Source organism: Acanthopleuribacter pedis, from assembly GCF_017377855.1.
In the GTDB taxonomy this organism is placed as follows: domain Bacteria; phylum Acidobacteriota; class Holophagae; order Acanthopleuribacterales; family Acanthopleuribacteraceae; genus Acanthopleuribacter; species Acanthopleuribacter pedis.
Genome location: NZ_JAFREP010000045.1, coordinates 24115 through 42581, shown reverse-complemented (window position 1 = coordinate 42581; position 18467 = coordinate 24115). Strand labels below are relative to the sequence as shown.

Annotated in this window: 9 protein-coding genes; 4 read left to right on the top strand and 5 right to left on the bottom strand. The window is 57.9% G+C overall.

What is annotated here, in order from left to right:
• Nucleotide 1: 1 nt before the first annotated feature.
• From J3U88_RS30855 to J3U88_RS30835, 5 genes are all read right to left on the bottom strand, one after another.
• The gene (locus tag J3U88_RS30855) at nucleotides 2–1621 is read right to left on the bottom strand and encodes a gamma-glutamyltransferase (RefSeq protein ID WP_207862875.1); all 1620 of its coding nucleotides are present in this window, start codon (nucleotides 1619–1621) and stop codon (nucleotides 2–4) included.
• Nucleotides 1618–3777: a M20/M25/M40 family metallo-hydrolase gene (locus J3U88_RS30850; RefSeq protein ID WP_207862874.1), complete on the bottom strand. Its 2160-nt coding sequence runs from the start codon at nucleotides 3775–3777 to the stop codon at nucleotides 1618–1620. Before J3U88_RS30850 ends, J3U88_RS30855 begins: the two co-directional genes overlap by 4 nt.
• A 291-nt stretch (nucleotides 3778–4068) precedes the next feature.
• Nucleotides 4069–5334 (bottom strand): carboxylate-amine ligase, encoded by a 1266-nt coding sequence (locus tag J3U88_RS30845; RefSeq protein WP_207862873.1) that lies wholly within the window; start codon nucleotides 5332–5334, stop codon nucleotides 4069–4071.
• Nucleotides 5331–6791: a RimK family protein gene (locus J3U88_RS30840; RefSeq protein ID WP_243436248.1), complete on the bottom strand. Its 1461-nt coding sequence runs from the start codon at nucleotides 6789–6791 to the stop codon at nucleotides 5331–5333. Before J3U88_RS30840 ends, J3U88_RS30845 begins: the two co-directional genes overlap by 4 nt.
• 373 nt (nucleotides 6792–7164) lie before the next feature.
• Entirely contained in the window at nucleotides 7165–8157 is a 993-nt protein-coding gene (locus tag J3U88_RS30835) for a hypothetical protein (RefSeq protein WP_207862871.1), read from the bottom strand.
• 129 nt (nucleotides 8158–8286) lie between these two features.
• Here J3U88_RS30835 and J3U88_RS30830 point away from each other — a divergent pair, with 129 nt between their 5' ends.
• From J3U88_RS30830 to J3U88_RS35140, 4 genes are all read left to right on the top strand, one after another.
• On the top strand, nucleotides 8287–8607 hold the full coding sequence (locus J3U88_RS30830) for a hypothetical protein (protein ID WP_207862870.1): 321 nt from the start codon (nucleotides 8287–8289) through the stop codon (nucleotides 8605–8607).
• Nucleotides 8608–8676: 69 nt separating this feature from the next.
• Nucleotides 8677–10386, top strand: coding sequence for a gluzincin family metallopeptidase (locus J3U88_RS30825; RefSeq protein ID WP_207862869.1), 1710 nt, complete (start codon nucleotides 8677–8679; stop codon nucleotides 10384–10386).
• A gap of 188 nt (nucleotides 10387–10574) precedes the next feature.
• Complete coding sequence (gene ribD / locus J3U88_RS30820; protein ID WP_207862868.1) at nucleotides 10575–11729, top strand: bifunctional diaminohydroxyphosphoribosylaminopyrimidine deaminase/5-amino-6-(5-phosphoribosylamino)uracil reductase RibD; 1155 nt, start codon at nucleotides 10575–10577, stop codon at nucleotides 11727–11729.
• A gap of 867 nt (nucleotides 11730–12596) precedes the next feature.
• Complete coding sequence (locus tag J3U88_RS35140) at nucleotides 12597–18329, top strand: FG-GAP-like repeat-containing protein (protein ID WP_207862867.1); 5733 nt, start codon at nucleotides 12597–12599, stop codon at nucleotides 18327–18329.
• Nucleotides 18330–18467 lie beyond the last annotated feature (138 nt).

Below are 18467 nucleotides of genomic sequence, written 5' to 3'. Positions count from 1 at the left end.
CTCAATCGGGACCGGCGGCGGTGCCGTCGCGTCGAACCTCGGCAACGCCCTGGAACCCTTTCCCAGACACGCATCGCACGGTGGCGTGGACGGCTCCCAGGTAAAAGGCATAAGGCTCGCGCCGATCAATCTTGTAACCTTTTTTCTCAAGGTAGCTGATGACATCGGGATCGAAACGATCCGCTTCAAGGCTCACTTTTCCACCAACGGAACAATGCAGACGCGGCGCCGCGAGCGCGGCCCCCATGCCCTGTTTGCCGTCCAAAGTTCGCAACAGGAATTGGCTGATGGCGGAGAAAATTCGTTCACTGCCGGGACTGCCGACAACCATCCAGGGCCGTTCTTTGTGGAACAGAAGCGTGGGGGCGACGGTGGACCAGGGAACGGCGCCCGGTTTGAGGAAGTAGGGATGTTTGGGGTCTTGGGTTTCCAAGGCCATGAGGTAGTTGTTGTAGAGAAAACCAAGGCCCTCACAGGCGACTTGGGCGCCGTAAACTCGCTCGATGGACTGGGTGATGCCAACGGCACCGCCTTCGGCGTCCATCACCGACAGATGGGTGGTATCACCCGACTCATTGGGTGGATCGACCATGGGCAGGCTGGGATCGATGTCTTCCCGAATGGATTGGGCCATGGCGCGGGCCGCTTTGCGGCTGAGCTTGTTTTGAATCAAGGGATAGGTATCGGGATCGTAGGGTCGCTCGCGCCGCTGAATCATGGCCTTGCGAAACAGCTCGGCGAGCAAATGGAAGGTGTGGGCGTCCATCTTGCGAAACATGCGCGAGGGAAAGTGGTTGAGCATCATCAACACCAGCAGGAGCACGCGACCCGCGGCGGGCGGGGGCATGGTCACCACCTGTAACCCGCGGTAATTGCGGTGAATCGGTTTGCGAATCACCGGCCAAGGGATACGGGCCAGGTCGGCGGCGGTCAGGAAACCGCCGTTGGCGCGCATGTCCGCGTCGATGCGCGCGGCCACGGCACCGCGGTAGAAGGATTTGACCCCGTGATCCGCGAGGGATTCCAACAAACCTGCCAAGTCCGGTTGGCAAAACATCTGTCCCTCGGGAATGGGCAGATCGTTGTGGAGAAAGTAATGGGCGCCGCGCCGACCGGGTTGGGCCAACATGGTTTTCAGTTCGCGATGTTGCAGGCGATGCTGAAGCGCGGTTATCGCGTAACCGTCCCGAGCGAGTTGGATCGCCGGTTCGAGCACATCCCGCCAGGAAAGCCGCCCTTCGCGAAAGTGGAGGTAACCCAAAAACGCGGGCGTGCTGGGAACGGTCGTCGCGCGATACCCGTGCTTGCGATCACCTTGGGCCATCGCGGCGAGCGTGGCGCCCTCGGGGACCCGGCTCGAACCGTCAAGCCCGTAGGTCTCGCCGTTGATGTGAACCATGCCAATGCTTTGTCCGCCCAAGCCACTGGCTTGGGGTTCGCAAACCGAAAGGGCAAAGGCGGTCGCCACCGCGGCGTCCACCGCGTTGCCGCCCTTGGCGAGCACGGCCACGCCGGCGTTGGTCGCGGCGGGATGGGCGGATGCAACCATTCCCCCCGCGGCAATACTGCATTTCCCCTGTTGGTCCGGCTGAAAAGCGGCTTCGACCGCCTCAAGTTTCACGAACTCATCTCCGGGGCGCTGTTCAGCACCAACGCCAGTAAGGCGGCACGGTCAATCAAGCTGTCGCGTAAAATAAATTCACTGGTGCCGCCCGCGTCACCACCTAACGGGCCAAACCCTTCTAACAAAGCGTGGGCGGATTTGGCGAAACAGGTGCCGTGACCCTGTTGCGCGGCCTCAAACAACACTTTCACTTCAAGGTCCTTGGCTTTGTCCGAGACCAAGGCTTCCAGTTCCTGATTGCGTTTGCCGGCCGCGCACGGCGGCCGATCCACCCCTTTGCGAAATTGGACGCGGTACTTGGCGTCCAAACCCTTTTTGGCGGCGGTTTCGATGGTTTTGAGCAAGCTGTTGCGGCGATCCCCGTCGTCGTAACCCAACATGAAGGTGGCTTTTCCGCTTTGTGCCGGTCCCCTGCCGGAGGCAACGGCGTCAATGCTCAGTGGGGTGAGCGTCGATTCGGCACCAAGATCGAGTTTGCACAGGGTGCCGACCCGACGACACAAAGCCGCGGCCAATTCTCCGCCGTGATCTTTGCCAACCTGGTTTTTAAGGTCGAGCGCCAGGCGCATTTGGCCGGGAAGCGAAGAGAAAACGGCCCCGCTGAGCGGCGCGCCCGAAAGACCGATCACGGTAGCGGCACGCCCGGCTTGCTCGGCGATGTGGTTGCGGCTAAAGCGGTTCTCAAGGTATTCGTCGCTGACCAACATCACGGTGATCTTGCATTTTTTGAGACGTCGCGTGTAACGCAAGGCGGCCAGCGCACCGAGCAACACCACCAGACCACCCTTGCCACTCGCGAGCCCGGTTCCGTAAATGCGGCCGCGCTCCTCGCGGTAACCCACATCCACCGCGGTTTGATCCGAATCCAAATAACCGAGCAGCAGGACATCGTCGCGGTCTTCATCGTGGTTGCGCAACAGGTACAGGTTGCCGACCTCCGATTGGGAAATCACGGTTTTGGAGAACCCCATTTGCACCAGTCGGCCCGCCAACCAGTTACCGGCCTGGTTGACTTCTTCCAGGTTGTGGGTATGGGTGGGTATTTCCGCGAGTTGTTTCAATCGATCACACATGGTGCCGATTTGGGTGCGCAAGTAGGTTCTCACGCGAAACCGCAGCGATTGTTTGGTGTCGGCAGCCTCCTTGGGAACATCCAGGTATTCGCGCCCGAAATAGCGAACGGCGGCAACGTCCAGCATGCGGTTGATCATGGCTTGATCCGAATAGCCGGCGGCCTTGGCGGATTCGAGGTAGGAACCGGTGCGGCCCAGGCTGGCCATGGAGTTAAGTTCCAAAATGTGCAAATGCCCGTCGGCATCCATGCGTAAATCGATGCGCGAGAAATCATGAACCCCCAAGGCGTGGAAGGATTCACGTGCCAAACGGCGCAACTCCGCGGCTAAGTCGTCGGGGATTTGCGCGGGGCACACTTTGCGAACCGGTTGCTTCTTTTTGTTGTCCACGGTCTGAATGGCGTTGGGATCGCCGTGCAGGTCAAATTCCACAATGGGCAGTACCTCAAGATCGGGACCGTTGCCAAGCAAACCCACGGCAAATTCACGGCCGGGAATGAAGGCCTCCACCAAGGCATCCTGGCGGTAGGTATCGATGACTTCTTGAACGGCAAGCCGCAGCGCGTCCACGTCGTAAACGACCTTGAGCCCCATGGAAACCGCCTCCATGCGGGGTTTGATGATGACGGGAAAAACAACGTGGTCCATGGGCACGTCGGCGCTGCCAAACACATAAAAGGCGGGGGTCGGCAGGTTGTTGGCCTGCAGGATAATTTTGGTGGTGATTTTGTCCAGGGCGACGGCGTGTGCCTGGGGCCCGGAACCCACATAAGGCACGCCCAACATTTCCAACATGGCGGGCACATGGGTGTAGCGGCTGCGGCCCTGAATGCCGTAGGCCATGTTAAACGCCAGGCCCGGCCGTTCGCCGCTCATCACCTTCGGCATGAAATCGCGCAGGTTGTCGGCCAAGCTGATGTTGCCCTCAATAATGCGAACATTGTGACCACCGGACTCAAGCGCGCGCGCGACCCGCTCAACATTGTGATAGGCATAATGCTCTTGGGAAATAGGGCCAAAAAAATCAACGACATCGGAAGGATCAGGGGTGCTTTTGTTGTAAATAACCGCAACTTTCATGCGTACCTCTCACTGCATTTGGGATCGCTTCTGGGAACCGAATCGCCTCGGCAACATGGGGTAAACCATTCAGTGCAAACAGCCTACCCCCTGATCCATGGGAAACCTCGCCCGGTAACAAGCAGTCGAAACTGTTGAATAAATGCTTTACTTCCAGCAATTATGGACGGTCTTTTGTTCTCAGGTTTGATCCTAATCTAACAAATGTGAGAACGAAGCGTGAGCCTTTTCTGAAAAACGCACCGGTTTGTTAGCAAACGAAAGAGAGGCGCCGAAGCGCCTCCCGCCTGCTTAACCCCCCGCTCCGACAAGCAAGGATTCACGAACCGGCGCCCCTACAAAAAAACGGTTTTCCGCGAGGCAATCCGCGAGTTCCCGGTAGGTTTCGGCCAGCGCTTCCCGCGCGGGCTTGCGCACCTTGTAGCGGCTACGAATGCGCGAGGACAAGCTCCCCCGTGTCACGAGTTGTTCGTAAGCCTTGGGTTCGGAATAGGTTCCGGTTTCCAGGAGGTGCAACCACAACTCGGTCACCGTGGCACGGCTGTCGGGATAGTGGAAGAAATCCAGAAAGTTCTGGTTGCGAATCACCGCGTGTTCCGCTTTGACGACCACGGCGTCGTAAAGGTCGGCAAGTTCCTCCGTCGGCCAGGTCGCGGTGCGGTCCAAATCGCTCCAAACCCCGTTGACCAAGTTAATTAAGGTTTCGCGGATCAGGCCGGCGATCAAGAGATCAGCCGCCGGACATTCCTGGGTGTCGAGTACCCGAATCTCAATGGCGCCGCGGTCAAAACGTGCGATGGCACCGCGCGCATTGAGCCATTCGTGTTTGAGGATGCCCTCGGGATCCAGCTTGCCTAACTGCCGGTACATGGGCAGCAACACGTCTTCGCGGTAATCCTCGGGGGTGGCCACATCCTCGGGCACCACCCGAGCCGTGATCAAGGGCACCCGGCGACAATTGCTTTCGTAGAAACGCAAACGGTTGCAGGCAATGCCGTTTTGTTCCCCTTCCACAAAAGGCGAGGATGCGCTCAAGGCAGGCATCAGCGGCAACAGAAAGCGAATGGCACGATGCAACTGTTCAAATTCCCGTGCGTCGGCGAAGGGCAGGTTGATGTGCATGCTTTGCAGGTTGGTCCAGCCGTGGCCGTTGCAACTAAAGATTTTGTCAAAACGCTGGTAAATCTCGCCTTGCTCATGGGGCCAGAGCACACTCTCTTCCCGTGGGTTCATCCAGGGATGCATGCCCGTGGGCAGCAACATGGCGTGGTATTCGGCAAGCAGTTGGTTCAAGGCCGTGACATCGTTGCCGAAATGTCGGCGGTAGGATTCAAGTGAGGCGGTCGGGCCGTTGGTTTTGGTTTCAACCAGGTGCATCGCCAATTCATTGGACCAGCGCGTGGCGCCCCGCGCCAATTCGGAAACGGTTAAACCCGAGGGGTCTTTGAGGAGTTGGTCGCAAATCGGTCGAATGTTCAGGGTAAAGCGGTCCACAATCATGTATTCCAGCTCGATGCCGGTTGCTTCAAACAGGCCAATGGGATTTTTGCGCATCATGATGCTTTTTTCCTCTCTTCAATGCGATGGAGCATGGTTGCCATAAACTGACGGTAAAGGTCTTCCCCCAGCACGCCGTCCTCTACACCGAGGTCGATGCTGGGATTGTCATTGATTTCGATGAGAACGACACGGCCGTCGACGACCTTGAGATCGACGCCGTAGAAGCCGTCCCCAATCAGGTTGGCTGCCTTGAGCGCGGTTTTTAACACCGCCTCGGGTACCCAATTGATGGGCACCGCTTCGTCGCGCCCGTGAAAGACACGGCCCGCTTCATCTTCTTGCCGAATTTGCCAGTGCGCGTCCACCATGTAGTACTTGTTGGCATAGAGGGGGCGGCGATCCAGCACCCCGATACGCCAGTCAAACTCGGTCGGCATGTACGCCTGCGCAATAATCAAGGGACTTGTTTTAAAAAGCTTGGTTAAACACTGGTTGCGTTGTTTTTCATTGTCGACGCGGTACACCCCCTGCGAAAAAGCGCTGTCCGGTTTTTTGAGAATCAAGGGATAGGCCGTTTTCGCCAAAAGCTGTTTGGCGTTGTCGCGGTGCACAATCCATGTTTTCGGGGTGGGGACGGCATGCCGGTGCATCAGTTCCGCCAAAAACACTTTGTTGGTACAACGCAGGATGGAATCGGGATCGTCAATGGTCACCAAACCCTCAAGCGCGGCCCGACGGGCAAAGCGATAGGTGTAGTGGTTCACGTAGGTGGTGGTGCGAATGAACAAACCGTCGAACTCGTTCAAGCGCGAGTAGTCCTTCTTTTCGATAAACTCGGGCCGGATCGCGAGACGGCGGGCCGCCTCGGCAAAAGCCGCCAAGGCCGCGCGGTCGGAGGGCGGCTGATCTTCCTTGGGGTCGACCAGAATGGCAAGGTCGTAACGCCATTGAACCGGTGGCGCGCTGACTTGTTTGCGAACGATAAATTTTCGGAATGCATCGGCTAAAAAACCGAGGTGGTCTTCGTTTAAGGCGTCAAGCTGAAGCGGTGAAACGGCGTTGAGTTGCCATTGGTCCTGCTTGCGACGAAAGTAGAAACGGAGCAAGGGCATTGGGAAACACGCGTAAAGGTGCGCACTGAGCCGGTCATACCGTTTGGCCGGGTTGCGGCCAAAGTAAACACTCAGTTCGAAGGTCTCACCGCGCAGCGGGGCCAACGAGGATTGGATCAGTTGCACAAGTTCATCACCCAGGACATGGGGAACCGGCGTTTGGTGGACATCGCGCAGGGTCGCCACGCTGGGAACCATGCGGTGCCCGCGTGCTTCACCAAGCAGGGAGACGTAGTACCCCATGCTTTGGTACTTCAGATCGCCGCACAGGTTAAAAAAGCGCGGACGGCGTCCATTCAGATCCGGCGGTTGGGTGATGTACTGATAGGGATCCATCACCACCACCCCGGCATCATCGTTCAGCAAAGGCGCCAACAGGGCAGCCTGATCGCTGATCAACATCACGCTCACGGTAGAACCTCGCTACCTTATACAAGTTTTGCGGCCCCGCGGTTGCAGCGGGTAACCGATAAGAAACACAAGCCGTTATTTGAAGCCGTCAGGTGGGCTTTAAGTCCCTAACGGAAGAAGAAACGGTGAAAAACGCAACGGGCGGTGTGCAGGTTGAGCCAATACGCAAAAGGGTCCCAAACGCTGTCCGACGGAAAAAAGGGTCGGAGGTCGGCGTTGAAACTGGCTGAAATGTAATCGAATTTTCCCGAGGTGCAAACCTTTTTTTTAACTTTTTCAAAAAAAAGACCCAACTCACTAGAAAAATTCAACTTACAATCTCTAAAAAACCTGCACCGGCCCCAAAAACCGTCCTGCCCGCGTGTTATTCCGCCGGCAGCAAGGCCCGCACAACCCCCAGCAAAAACGGCAGGGTTACCTGGGCGACCTTGGCCGGGCTAATCGCCATAATTTCAAAAGGTTCGAAGTGGTCCACCAACAAATCGCGGCGCACTTCCATGGAGAACACGCGACCCGGATAACGCGCGCAGTGCCCGTACCCGGTGGCGGCCGGGTGCAAGGGATAAGGTTCGTCGCGTTTCACCGAAAAACCGGCCATGTGGTAGGCATGCTCCACGGCTTCCACCATGGGCCGCGGCGCCAACATTGCCTCTTCGCCGGGTGGCGTGGTGATGGTCTGAATGCCGGGCCGCAACGGGTAATCGGCATAGTTCTCCAGGTACGCCCGTTCTAAGGTATCGACGATAAACTCGCCCTCGATGAGGGACACGGTGATGGGTGCGTAGGTGTGCAGGTTAAACGCGTAACCCTCGTTGCCACAAGCCCATGCGTAGCCCGCTCGCGCCATGGCCTGGTATTGCTCGTACAGATCGCGCAGCAACGTCAGATCGGCTTCAGACTTGATGAAGGCCCCGCAGGTTCCGGTCAAATTGGCGGCCTTGCGCACGGCCTCGTCAATCGCCCAATTGCGGTTCACATCCACGATGGTTCGCGGCAACAAACTGCGCAACACGACCACCCGAATGCGCCCAACCAGGGTACGCAGGGTCATGGGATCGGTTTCCCCACCCAGATGGGCGTCCAAAAAACCCAAATCAATGAGGTGTTCCGCCAACCAAGCCGCATATTCCGGCGAGCCCTGGTCCGTATTGACGAAAAAGAACCGGTCGTAGCGGTCATTTTTGTAGTCGCCGATACGCTGTTTCAACGCGTAGAGGTGCTCGGCCTCGGTCGCCCCGTGGGGTAATTCAATAAAAATGGGAAGAACATCGTCCTCATTCGTTGTCTCATCAAAACCGTAGCGGGTCACGGTACAAATGCCCGGAATGGAATCTAACTGCGCCTCGATCAAAGTCAATCGCCCCCCAACGCAAAGCTAACCCACCAAAAAAAATGACCGGCGGGTCGCTCTTGCAAACCTATCACTATCCAGCCCTTGGGAAAAGCCCGCGCTACCTAAAAAGTGCGCGACCCAGGCGCGCAGGAAGTGCGCGACTCGGGCGCGCAGGAAGTGCGCGACCCAGGCGCGCAGGAAGTGCGCGACTCGGGCGCGCAGGAAGTGCGCGACCCAGGCGCGCAGGAAGTGCGCGACTCGGGCGCGCAGGAAGTGCGCGACCCAGGCGGCCAAAAAAAGGACGCCCCGGCGCGCGACGCTTTTTCATCCAGCACGCAACACCGCGAAACGCCCATGAATCGCGCACTCGCGCAAGCTTTCGGCCAGGTCGCGGCCCAAATTCGCAAGCATCTGGTAAATCTTAAAGATCCGCCCCTCGCCTCAACCCAACTTAGTGCTAAAATGACCGATTGATCCAGCAAGTCCGGTCTCTTGATTTTCCGGGCTCTTTTGTTTTTCGCCGGCGGAAGGAACACCCACGCTATGGAACAGCTTCCCAAAAAGCCTTCGATCACATCGCCCAAACAGGCCGAGGCCATGCTGAAACGGGTCAATGAGTTGATCTGTAGCCGCGTCGAACGCGAAAGTGAAAAGGCCGCGTGGCTCACCAAAAGGTCCGAACTGGAAACCGCGTTCCAACAAGAAGTCGCCGACCACCTCATCCCCCACTCGGCCTCGCTCCACGGCATGCTGTTCGACCACCGCGTTTTTAGCAGCGAGTTCGAGGGCCGCTGGCGCGACGCCATGCACCAGCTCGACGCCTGCCAAGCCGCATTATGGCCCGTCGCCGAACACGCGCCGACCCGCGCGGTCCTTTGGCAAGCCCAGGTCCTAGCCCGCCACAACGTGCATCGCCGCGAAAATTTACGGCTTGAACACGAGCTGGAAGAACTGAAAGAAGATTACGCTCTCTCCCGCGAACAGGTCCGCGTCGATTGGCAAAAAGAACTGCGCCACCCCAGCGCCCTGAGCGACGCCCTCAACGCGCGCCAGCGAAAAATCCGCAAGGACGCTTGGCAAGAAGCAGCGCTGGCTTTTTTCCGCCAAGCCCCGCGCAGCGAAGATTTGTTCGACGACCTGTGTGGCTACCGACGCGACATCGCCGAATCGGTCAACCACGATACCTATTACAGCTACCTCCAGGCCAAAACCCACCAGCGCCTCCCCAGTCGTCGCGAGATGAACCGCACCGCCGACGCCCTCAAAACCTGGATGGTCCCCCTGGCTCGCGAACGCGACCACCTGCTATGCAACGCGTTATCCATCGAGAAGCTGCACCCCTGGGACAGCCAGGCGCCCTCGCTGAAAGGGCCGCCGTTTCTCGCGGACCGACCGCGCGACATGATCCCCATCGTCGATCGCTTGTTGGCCGCCATGGACGGCGAACTCCACGATTGGTTCCGCCACTTGGTCGACCAGAATTGCCTCGATCTGGAAGCACGTGCCGACAAACTGCCCGGCTGCCATTTGCTGGTGCGCTCCCCCGACCAACCGCCCTTCCTTTCGCTCAACCTCACCGCAAGTCGCGAGGACCTACACCGCCTGCTCCACTACCTCGGCCGCGCCTTCCACCTCAGCATCGGCAGCCAACAACCCTACGCGGCAAACCGCGCCCCCGGCTTGGAGATCCTGGAAGCGTCGGCAACGGCCTTCGAACTCTTGACACTCCCCTACTGGAACCACCTCTTTAACGACCCCGACCACGTGAAGGAAGCGCAGCGCGCCTACCTTGAACAAATCATTTACCGCATCAACCACTTGGCCGCGGTCGACCAATTCGAACACGAGGTGCTGACCCACCGCGACCTGGACGCTCACGACCGCTGCGATATATGGGTAAGCCTGGACAACGAGTTCGGGCGCGCCCTGGACTGGCGCAGTGTCGAACACCTGCACGGCGTCGAATGGCACAATTTCAGCCATCTCTTTTTGGCACCCTATAGCAGCGGCGCCCGGCTGCGCGCCAACCTTGCCGCGCTTTCGCTGTGGCGTATCAGCGAACAGGACAACAGGGCACACGCGCTGGAACGCTACAAAAAAAGCCTGCGTTTAAACGGGTTAACCCCGGCGGTCGAGTTCTACCGCCAGTGGCGTCGCCCCTTGTTCAGCGTGGATCAGTTGGCCGCTGATTTGGCCGTGTACCTGCGCGAACGCGATGCGGCGCCGGGCCGAGGACGCGACCCGGGAACCTGAGTCAGCTTCTTGCCGCAGTAGGACTTTGCCCGGCGCGTTTTCCCTGCTAGGGTAAGCGTTCGTTCAGCGGCCCGCGCGCCCTTCCCAAACGCGGGTAACGAGACTAAGTTTAGTAACCGTTGTTCTTTAGGAAACGGAAATTCCGCCGAAGGACAATGTAGCACCAAGCGAACACGGGGGCCTAAAGCATGGTAGATGGGGCAGACACAGCGGCGTATCAGTGGCGGCCGGGTGATCTTCGTGTCATGAAACGCGCCTTGGATTTGGCGCGCAAGGGTTCGGGATATACCTCGCCCAATCCCATGGTCGGCGCCGTAATTGTCAAAAACGGGCGCGTGATCGGCGAGGGCTGGCACCGTCGCGCGGGCGACATGCACGCCGAAATCGAGGCGATCCGCGGTGCCACGGAAGACGTCGAGGGTGCGGCGATATACGTGACACTCGAACCCTGTTGCCATTTCGGGCGCACCCCACCCTGCACCAAGGCACTCATCGAGGCGGGCATCAAACACGTGTTTTACGCCAGTTCCGAGCGTCCACGGGGCACCAAAGGTGAGGGTCATTTGGAGCTGGAAGCGGCCGGAATCGAAGTACGTCGCGGGCCGATGGAAGAAGAGGCGCGCCATCTGAACCGCGCCTTTTTCCACGTTTTGGCCGAAAACCGGCCCTACGTCATTGCCAAATACTGCATGAGCCTAGACGGGCGCATCGCCACCTATACCGGTGCCAGTCGTTGGATCACCGGCGACGCGGCCCGCCTGGAAACCCATTACCTACGTGCCCAATGCGATGCCTTGTTGATCGGCGCGGGCACGGCCATCGCCGACGATCCCGAGCTCACCGTGCGTTTTCCCGATTACCGCAAGGTGCAGCCGTTGCGGGTCGTACTGGACAGCCGCGGCCGTGTGCCCCTCAAAGCGCGTTTGTTTCGCCAAGAGATTCCCGGCAAAACCGTGGTGGCGACGACCAACGCGATGGACCCGTTTCACCGCTCCGAGCTGGTGAGCAACGGCGTGGAGGTGTGGACCGTTCCACCCACCGCGGAAGGCGAAATCAGCCTAAAACCCCTGCTGGAAAAGTTGATGAACCACGACGTCCTGAGTTTGATGGTGGAGGGCGGCGCGATCACGCTGGGTTCCTTTTTTGCCGAGGATTTGATTAACGAGGTGTGGGCCTTTGTCGGTGCGCGGCTGATCGGCGGCAATCAGGCACCCGGCCCGATTGGCGCGCGTGGTGTGGCCAAATTGGAAAATGCACCGCGGTTGGATGTGTTCAGCACGCAAAAACTCCAGGACGATATTTTGATCCAGGCCAAGGTCCAGAAGGAAACCGGGGAAGTTTAGGTGCATCTCACCGAGATTCAGGGTGTATCCAGGCAGGTGCCACTCATGCAGGCGCGCGGCGACCACCCGCGCTCCTGGCCGACCTCGCCGCGGCGCTCGAAAACCACCCGTCCAATATAAACATATATATTCCAGCCACTTATTTAAGTTTCACTTATGAATATCCAGCTATAAAACACGAAAAAGAGAACCGTAAGCTCGGGCCACTTTGGGCACACGGATTGCAATTTAGATCTTTCAGCGACTTTTCTCGAAGCGCATCCATTGGTTACCCAATGCCCTTCCCGGAAATTCCCGCATTTGACACTTTTACGCAAAACGTGGATCCCGGTGGATTCAGCCTTACCGGCCTCGATACCGAAACGGCATCGTCCGCTTGCGATTGGCTGGAACGCGCCAAGTAGAATCCCTTGCAGCGTTGTCACACCTAACAAACAAGGAAAACCTATGATGTTCCCTACCTCCCCGTCTCACCGAGACGGCAAACCTTCCCATGCGCACCGCGCCTGCCGATGGCTCTTGCCGATGCTCCTATGCTGGTCCCCCCTGTTCCTTTTTGCCCAACAAGATAAAATTTTCCACTTCATCGATGCCAAAGGCATTCTGGAACGTGAATTTTATAATCCAGACCATGAGCCTGAAGATCAAGAAACCTTCCGAAAACCATTAAAACTCGAACAAAGAATCGCCCGGCTCAAAGGTCTGGTTAGGCAGTACGGGGAACTATATAGCGATGCTCAGGAAGACTATCGGGAGATGATGAATCGAGATCAAGTTACAGAATCAGAAATCAAAAGCGCCCTCGAAAGACTCCGAACAACAGGAGACCAGTTAAACAAAGCCATTAAAAAACTAGAAGTTTTGCAAGTGAGACAACGTCATTTTACCGATAGCCAAAACATCCAATTACGCAAACTACAGCAAATCGAAGTTCATCAACGCCTCATTGAGTCGGCTCGATGGGACCAACACAAGACGGCACAGGTCTACTGGGAACACGATGCTGTTGCTGCAAATCTACCGCTCGACGAATACAGTGGCACCATGCATTATGAGGCGCACGGTCACCTGACCCATGTTGCCAAAAGAACCCCCGAGGAATTAGCCGAACTCTTCGCGGAACGCTTTACCACAAACCCCGGCCTCTTTGAAAACACCCATGAGTTGGCTTTTCTCTCTTGTGAGTTATCGGAGCAATACGTTTCAGACTTTTTGAGAAACCTTCACCTTAAAATGAATGACCACCTACCACCCGGTTCCAACCACGATCTGGATGTGTATTTCTTCAAAAACCCGATCAGCCTTCTCCCTGAGCCTTATACGCAGGACGGAACCACTGTAGAACTGAGACTTGGTAGCTTCAAAATTCTCGATGACTTTATAAGAGTTCATGACTTCCGCAACCCTGATTTCATCCGCGGTGATGATAACCCCGTTGACCAGGTTGGCAAATCTAGGTACCGCTTTGACAGGCTCACCCCTGCCGACGCAAGGTCACTCGGCCAGGCATTAACCAACTCGCCGCTTAAAAACATCACACTGAACACCCTGGGTTATCAGCTCTATCTTTCCGGGTTACGCCTAAAGCAGTACATCCCCAACAAGCTCACATACCTGGCAAGACTTGAACAGGTCGTGCATGAACATGTCCAAAACCTCGGTTCAGAGGATTACACCAAAGAATACTTCTTTCCGGCAGACCATGAATTCGGCGATACAGATGAATACGAGGAAATGGTCACGCGTTTAAAAGAAAACCTACCGGAGAACCTGGTCGGAACTCTTGCCCAAGACCTCATTGACGAGGGGGTTGTTTATGACAATCAATCCCGATCCAATCCGAGACCGGATGAAGACGATCCATCTGAACCTGAACGGGATGCGCTGGGGCTTGGCCCCGAGGAGGATTTCCAAACAGGTCGCCACCAAGAACCTTGGTACACTGAGGTGTCACCCGAAGAACGCTTGTCCCTTGAAGCGGCCGTCGGTAATGAAGTCGCGGGCCAATTTCAGCACTTTCAGCAAAAACACCAACCCTTACTCGATATACAACCGGACTTCAGCGCGGACATTGTCCGCAACGGGCGACTGTCCGAGAATACCCAGCGGCTTCGCGCAACGCTGACACTTCAGCATGATCTCAACCTGGTTGCGGAAACGATGAAAGCCGTCGTGGAACCCGGCTTCTACATTGATGAAACATCGACCGTCACCACCCGCGCCGAAAACGGCGACCTCACCATCCGCTTCCGTTCCACCGATCAGGAAGCAACGATCAGCCGAGCGCACGAAATCACCGTACCCGAAGAACAGCTCCAATCCCTCAAATTCATCCACGAGGTCCGGGAACATGGCACCACCAACTCAACCCGGGAAATGATAGGGCGCGGCATGGGCGTTTACGGGGTCATGATGGGTTTTTCCGCCGGAATACAGGATCTTCAAAAGGGCGAATGGCACCGCGCCATCATCGACCTAAGCCAGGCGCTGCATGGTGCCGGTTCGCTCAGCGGTTTGAACGCCAAAGCCGAAGCAGCCGCGGCGCGGGCCGTGGGTGCCGCCATTCGTCCCGCCGCCCAGCGCTTGGCCGCCTTTGCCGGCGCACACGGTGACATCATGCTGGTTCGCGCCGCCACACGCCTCGGCACGACCTTGGTGGGCGCCGGCGAAGCCATGAGCCGCCTACCCATTGTGGGCACCGCTTTTGGGGTCTACAACGTCATTCAAGATCTAGAGCGCAACAGCACCATCGGCGATGTCAATGCCGTACTGGATAGCGCCATTGTGACACTCCAGTTGGCGGCCCTTGCCAACCCGGGCCTCGAAGTGGTCGTCCTGGCCCTGGTTGCCGTCCGAATCGTCGACGATATCGTTTATAACGATGTGGCTGCCGAACTCCACAAGCTCGGCCCAGACGCCGACTTCGGCGACAAAACCTTGGCCGTCTTGAAAGGACTTGGCCACGCCGTCAATGACTTTGAGAACACCACCAACCCCCTTATGGCAGTCGGTGACATGCTCGTCCAAGACACCATCCTCAAATCAACCGCCGACCGTCAAGCCGCGTACATCGACAGCATGGCCGACTACCATACCTTCTTCAGGGTAAGGCCGGAGGGCATCATCGACTTCACCGCCGGGGAACACGCCTATGATATCGGTGAAGTACACTTTCAACTGGGTGAACCGGGGGAAGCTTCCCAAATGAGCTTTTTCGCGTTCGACAAAGCAACCGGCCAGATGCATGAATACTACCAAAAACTTGCCCATATCAATGTCAGTCACGATATCGTGCTGGGTTTCGGCGAGGCAGTTAACAAAATTGAAATGAGAGAAGTATCCAGCAAATTCATGAACCTGATCACGGTTAATACCTACACCATGATTGACCACCTCGAATACAATGCCGCTACGCGCCATGGTGTGTATGTCGGCAACAGTCAAGACAATACGTTTTATATGTTGCAAGAGAATCCCTTTCCAGGTGATAAACCCCGCTACGACCTGGCCCAATATCATTATGTCATCGGCGGTCGCCAAGGTAATGACCGCTTTATCATTGGGCCGCAGGAAACCTTTGTCGTCGGCGGTGAAGGCAACGACTACTACGAAGTACGCCACGCTTTGGCCAGAACCACGATCGTCAATGAAGACGAAACCGCGAACCCCGGCAGAGACCGCTTGCAATTGCCCCTGACGCTGCGCCAAGTCGGCATGTTGCGGGACGGGGATGATTTGCAAGTGCTCAACGCCGCCGGTTTATCGACCCAGGCAGCGATTGATCCGCTCCCTAGCAACCCCTTGATTGGTAAATTGAAACACACCCAACAACTGCACCATCAACTCGTCTCGTTCCGCCAGGGGGCGACCATCATCACCCTGCAGGATTACTTTGCCGGACCCGCCCACCAACATATCGGCATTTATACGGAGGACGGTTTTCTGATTGAACCCGTCTTTCTCGGCGACGAGCAGGTCGATTTCAAGGTCACCGCGTGGGATCTCAATTCATCCGTGACGCCGCTGGCTTTCATGCTCCATGAGGGAGGCCACCAAGGCGCCTGGTGGCACGACATCGTATGGATCCAGGCCGGTGCCAACAACGATTGGTTGTTTGGCAACGGCCAGGACAACTTTTTGCACGGTGGCGGCGTCAACATGCAGCGCACGAACAACCATGAGCCCACCCATGAATTGATGGCCGGCTATGAGGGCGCCGACACCTACTTGTTACAGTTCCCTACCGCCACGCTGCCGACCAACACACCGACCATCATCGGTATTTACAACGCCGCTCAGGACACGGCCGTGGACCAAATCCTGATTCCTCGCGACTTCGCCGACATTCAGGTATCGGGCAACGATCACCTACCCAGGCTCAATGTTCCTGACTGGGGCAACCCCTTCCGCGGCGCGATCCTCACCTTTGCGGACATGCCCAACTTTGCGGTCCAAATCCTCGACGGCTGGGATCATGCGGTTTTGGTATCCCGTGACGGGTACCACTTCATGTTGGAAACCGATGAAAACAAGCAATTTCAAACCACGGTCTTGTCAATCAATCAAGAGGGCCTCGTCCAGGCACCGGAAACACTGGATTTAACCCTCATGCCCGAGGTTGATGCGGTGCAAGGCGCGCGCGCCTTTCCCAACACCATTATCGGCAACGCGCGCAACAACCAAATCACCGGCGGGAACCAGGGCAATCTGTTGCGCGGCGGCGACGGCAGAGACCTGCTTACCGGGGGTCGCGGTTCCGACCGCCTCTACGGCGACGGTGGCGATGATGAACTCCACGGCGGCGGGGGCACGGACTACCTTTTTGGGGGTCCCGGCGATGATGTCCTTTACGGCGGTTTCGTCCATCGCAACGAAAACCACAACGGTGATTACCTGGACGGCGGGCCCGGCTTTGATACGGCCCTGTTTGCCGGCGATCCCATCCATTCCCAAGGCGTCTCGGTCTTCTTAGGCAGTGGCCGGGTCTCCGGCGGCGACGGTCACGGCGACCACCTGGTCAGTATCGAAGCCGTTTACGGCAGCCCCTTTGCCGATCAATTTTGGGACAGCCACGGCGACGATTGGTTCCACGGCGACGACGGCAACGACACCCTCATCCTCACGTACGGCAACGATGTTTTCCGCGGCGGCAACGGCCACGACCGCATCACCGTCAATATCGCCCAGGCAAAGGGAACCAAACGCTTGATCAACCTTGCCGAGGACGGCCGTAGCGACACCTTGACGCTGATTGGTGCCCACGCCGACAACATGCGTTTCGCATTCGAGGGTGAACACGGGGACCTGGTGATCACCACGACCCAGAACCCATCCTTGCGCATTGTAGTTCAGGATTTCCAGCGCTCGGCCCTACACCGTCACCTGGATCTCTGGACCGACGACGGTTTCTCGCCGATTCTCGGCGACGGCAAGCTCGCTTATGTGCCTTTAAACGGCCGGGTGTTCGCCGGTCATGCCGGCGCCTTCAAGGCGCTCGGTCAGCTCGATAACATCGCCCAGTTATGGCTCACCGACGCGGGCGAACCCTGGGTCCTGACCCACGAACACCGCGTCTACTGTTGGTTGTTTGACCGCTGGCGGGAAGTGGCCACGCCCACCCGCATGCGCGAATTGCAGGTGGTTGACGGCGACATCCTTCACGCGCACGGCTTCGACGACATCCTTTGGCGCCGTCGTGGATTCGACGGCCAATGGGAACCCTTATCCGCGTTTAACCCCGACCACAACCGCAAGGGCTACCGTCCGGTCGCCCTGTTTCCGGTTGCCGGCACCAATCGCAACGACCTGCTCGCCTACAACCGCCACACCCGCACCTTGGCGACCTTCCAGGCTGAAACGGGCGTTTACTTAAGCGAAACGCCAACTCAAGCGAGCACCGTCCGCCTCGCCGCCGACAGCCAGGTCCTGGCCGCCGGTGATTTCGACGGCGACGGACAGCCGGATTGGCTGACCCGAGACCGCGTGGGCACGCTGGCCTTGGTACGCGGGGGTGTCACCGATCCGGTGCGAAACTTGGTCGCAAGCAGCAACGGCTGGTCTCCCCTAACCGTGGGTAATTTTGACGGCAGGGCCGGTGACGAACTTCTCGTGGTCCACGAGGACACCCGCGCACTTGCCCTGTGGCGATTCGATACCCAACACGGGCTGTCGATCCAATCGCTAACCAGCCACGCACCCACGGATACCGTGTTTGCAGGTGATTTCGACGGCAACGGCTGGGACGATTTGGCGTGGGAACAGCCGGGTGAGCTCACGGTTTGGCTGATGAACGGCGGGGTCGTCACCGCGGCGCGTACCTATCAAGCACCGAACGATCAAACCTTGCGCACGGTCGGCGACTTTGACGGCGACGGTCGCGAGGATCTGCTGCTGCGTGGGGACGACGAAAGTTTCCCGATCATTTGGCACATGAACGGATTAGGCCAACCCGCCGTCGGGACCTATACCGCCGGCGTCGCCGGCTTCCCAGGGGTGATGGCGGGCGATCTCAACGGCGACGGTCGTTCCGACTTGGTTTGGTACGACCACAACGGCTTCAACCTGCTTGACCCATTCGTTAGTTCGGGTGTGAACCGCTAGAGGGTGGCAAGCGGTCGTCAGCCGAGGCGGCCGCTTGACACCCACGATCCATCAAATGACCCGCGGGACCCCGCCCCGCGGGCTTTTTTGGTAGGCGGATCGGCGGGGTCACCCTCGGTTTCCGCTTCCCGTCGCCAT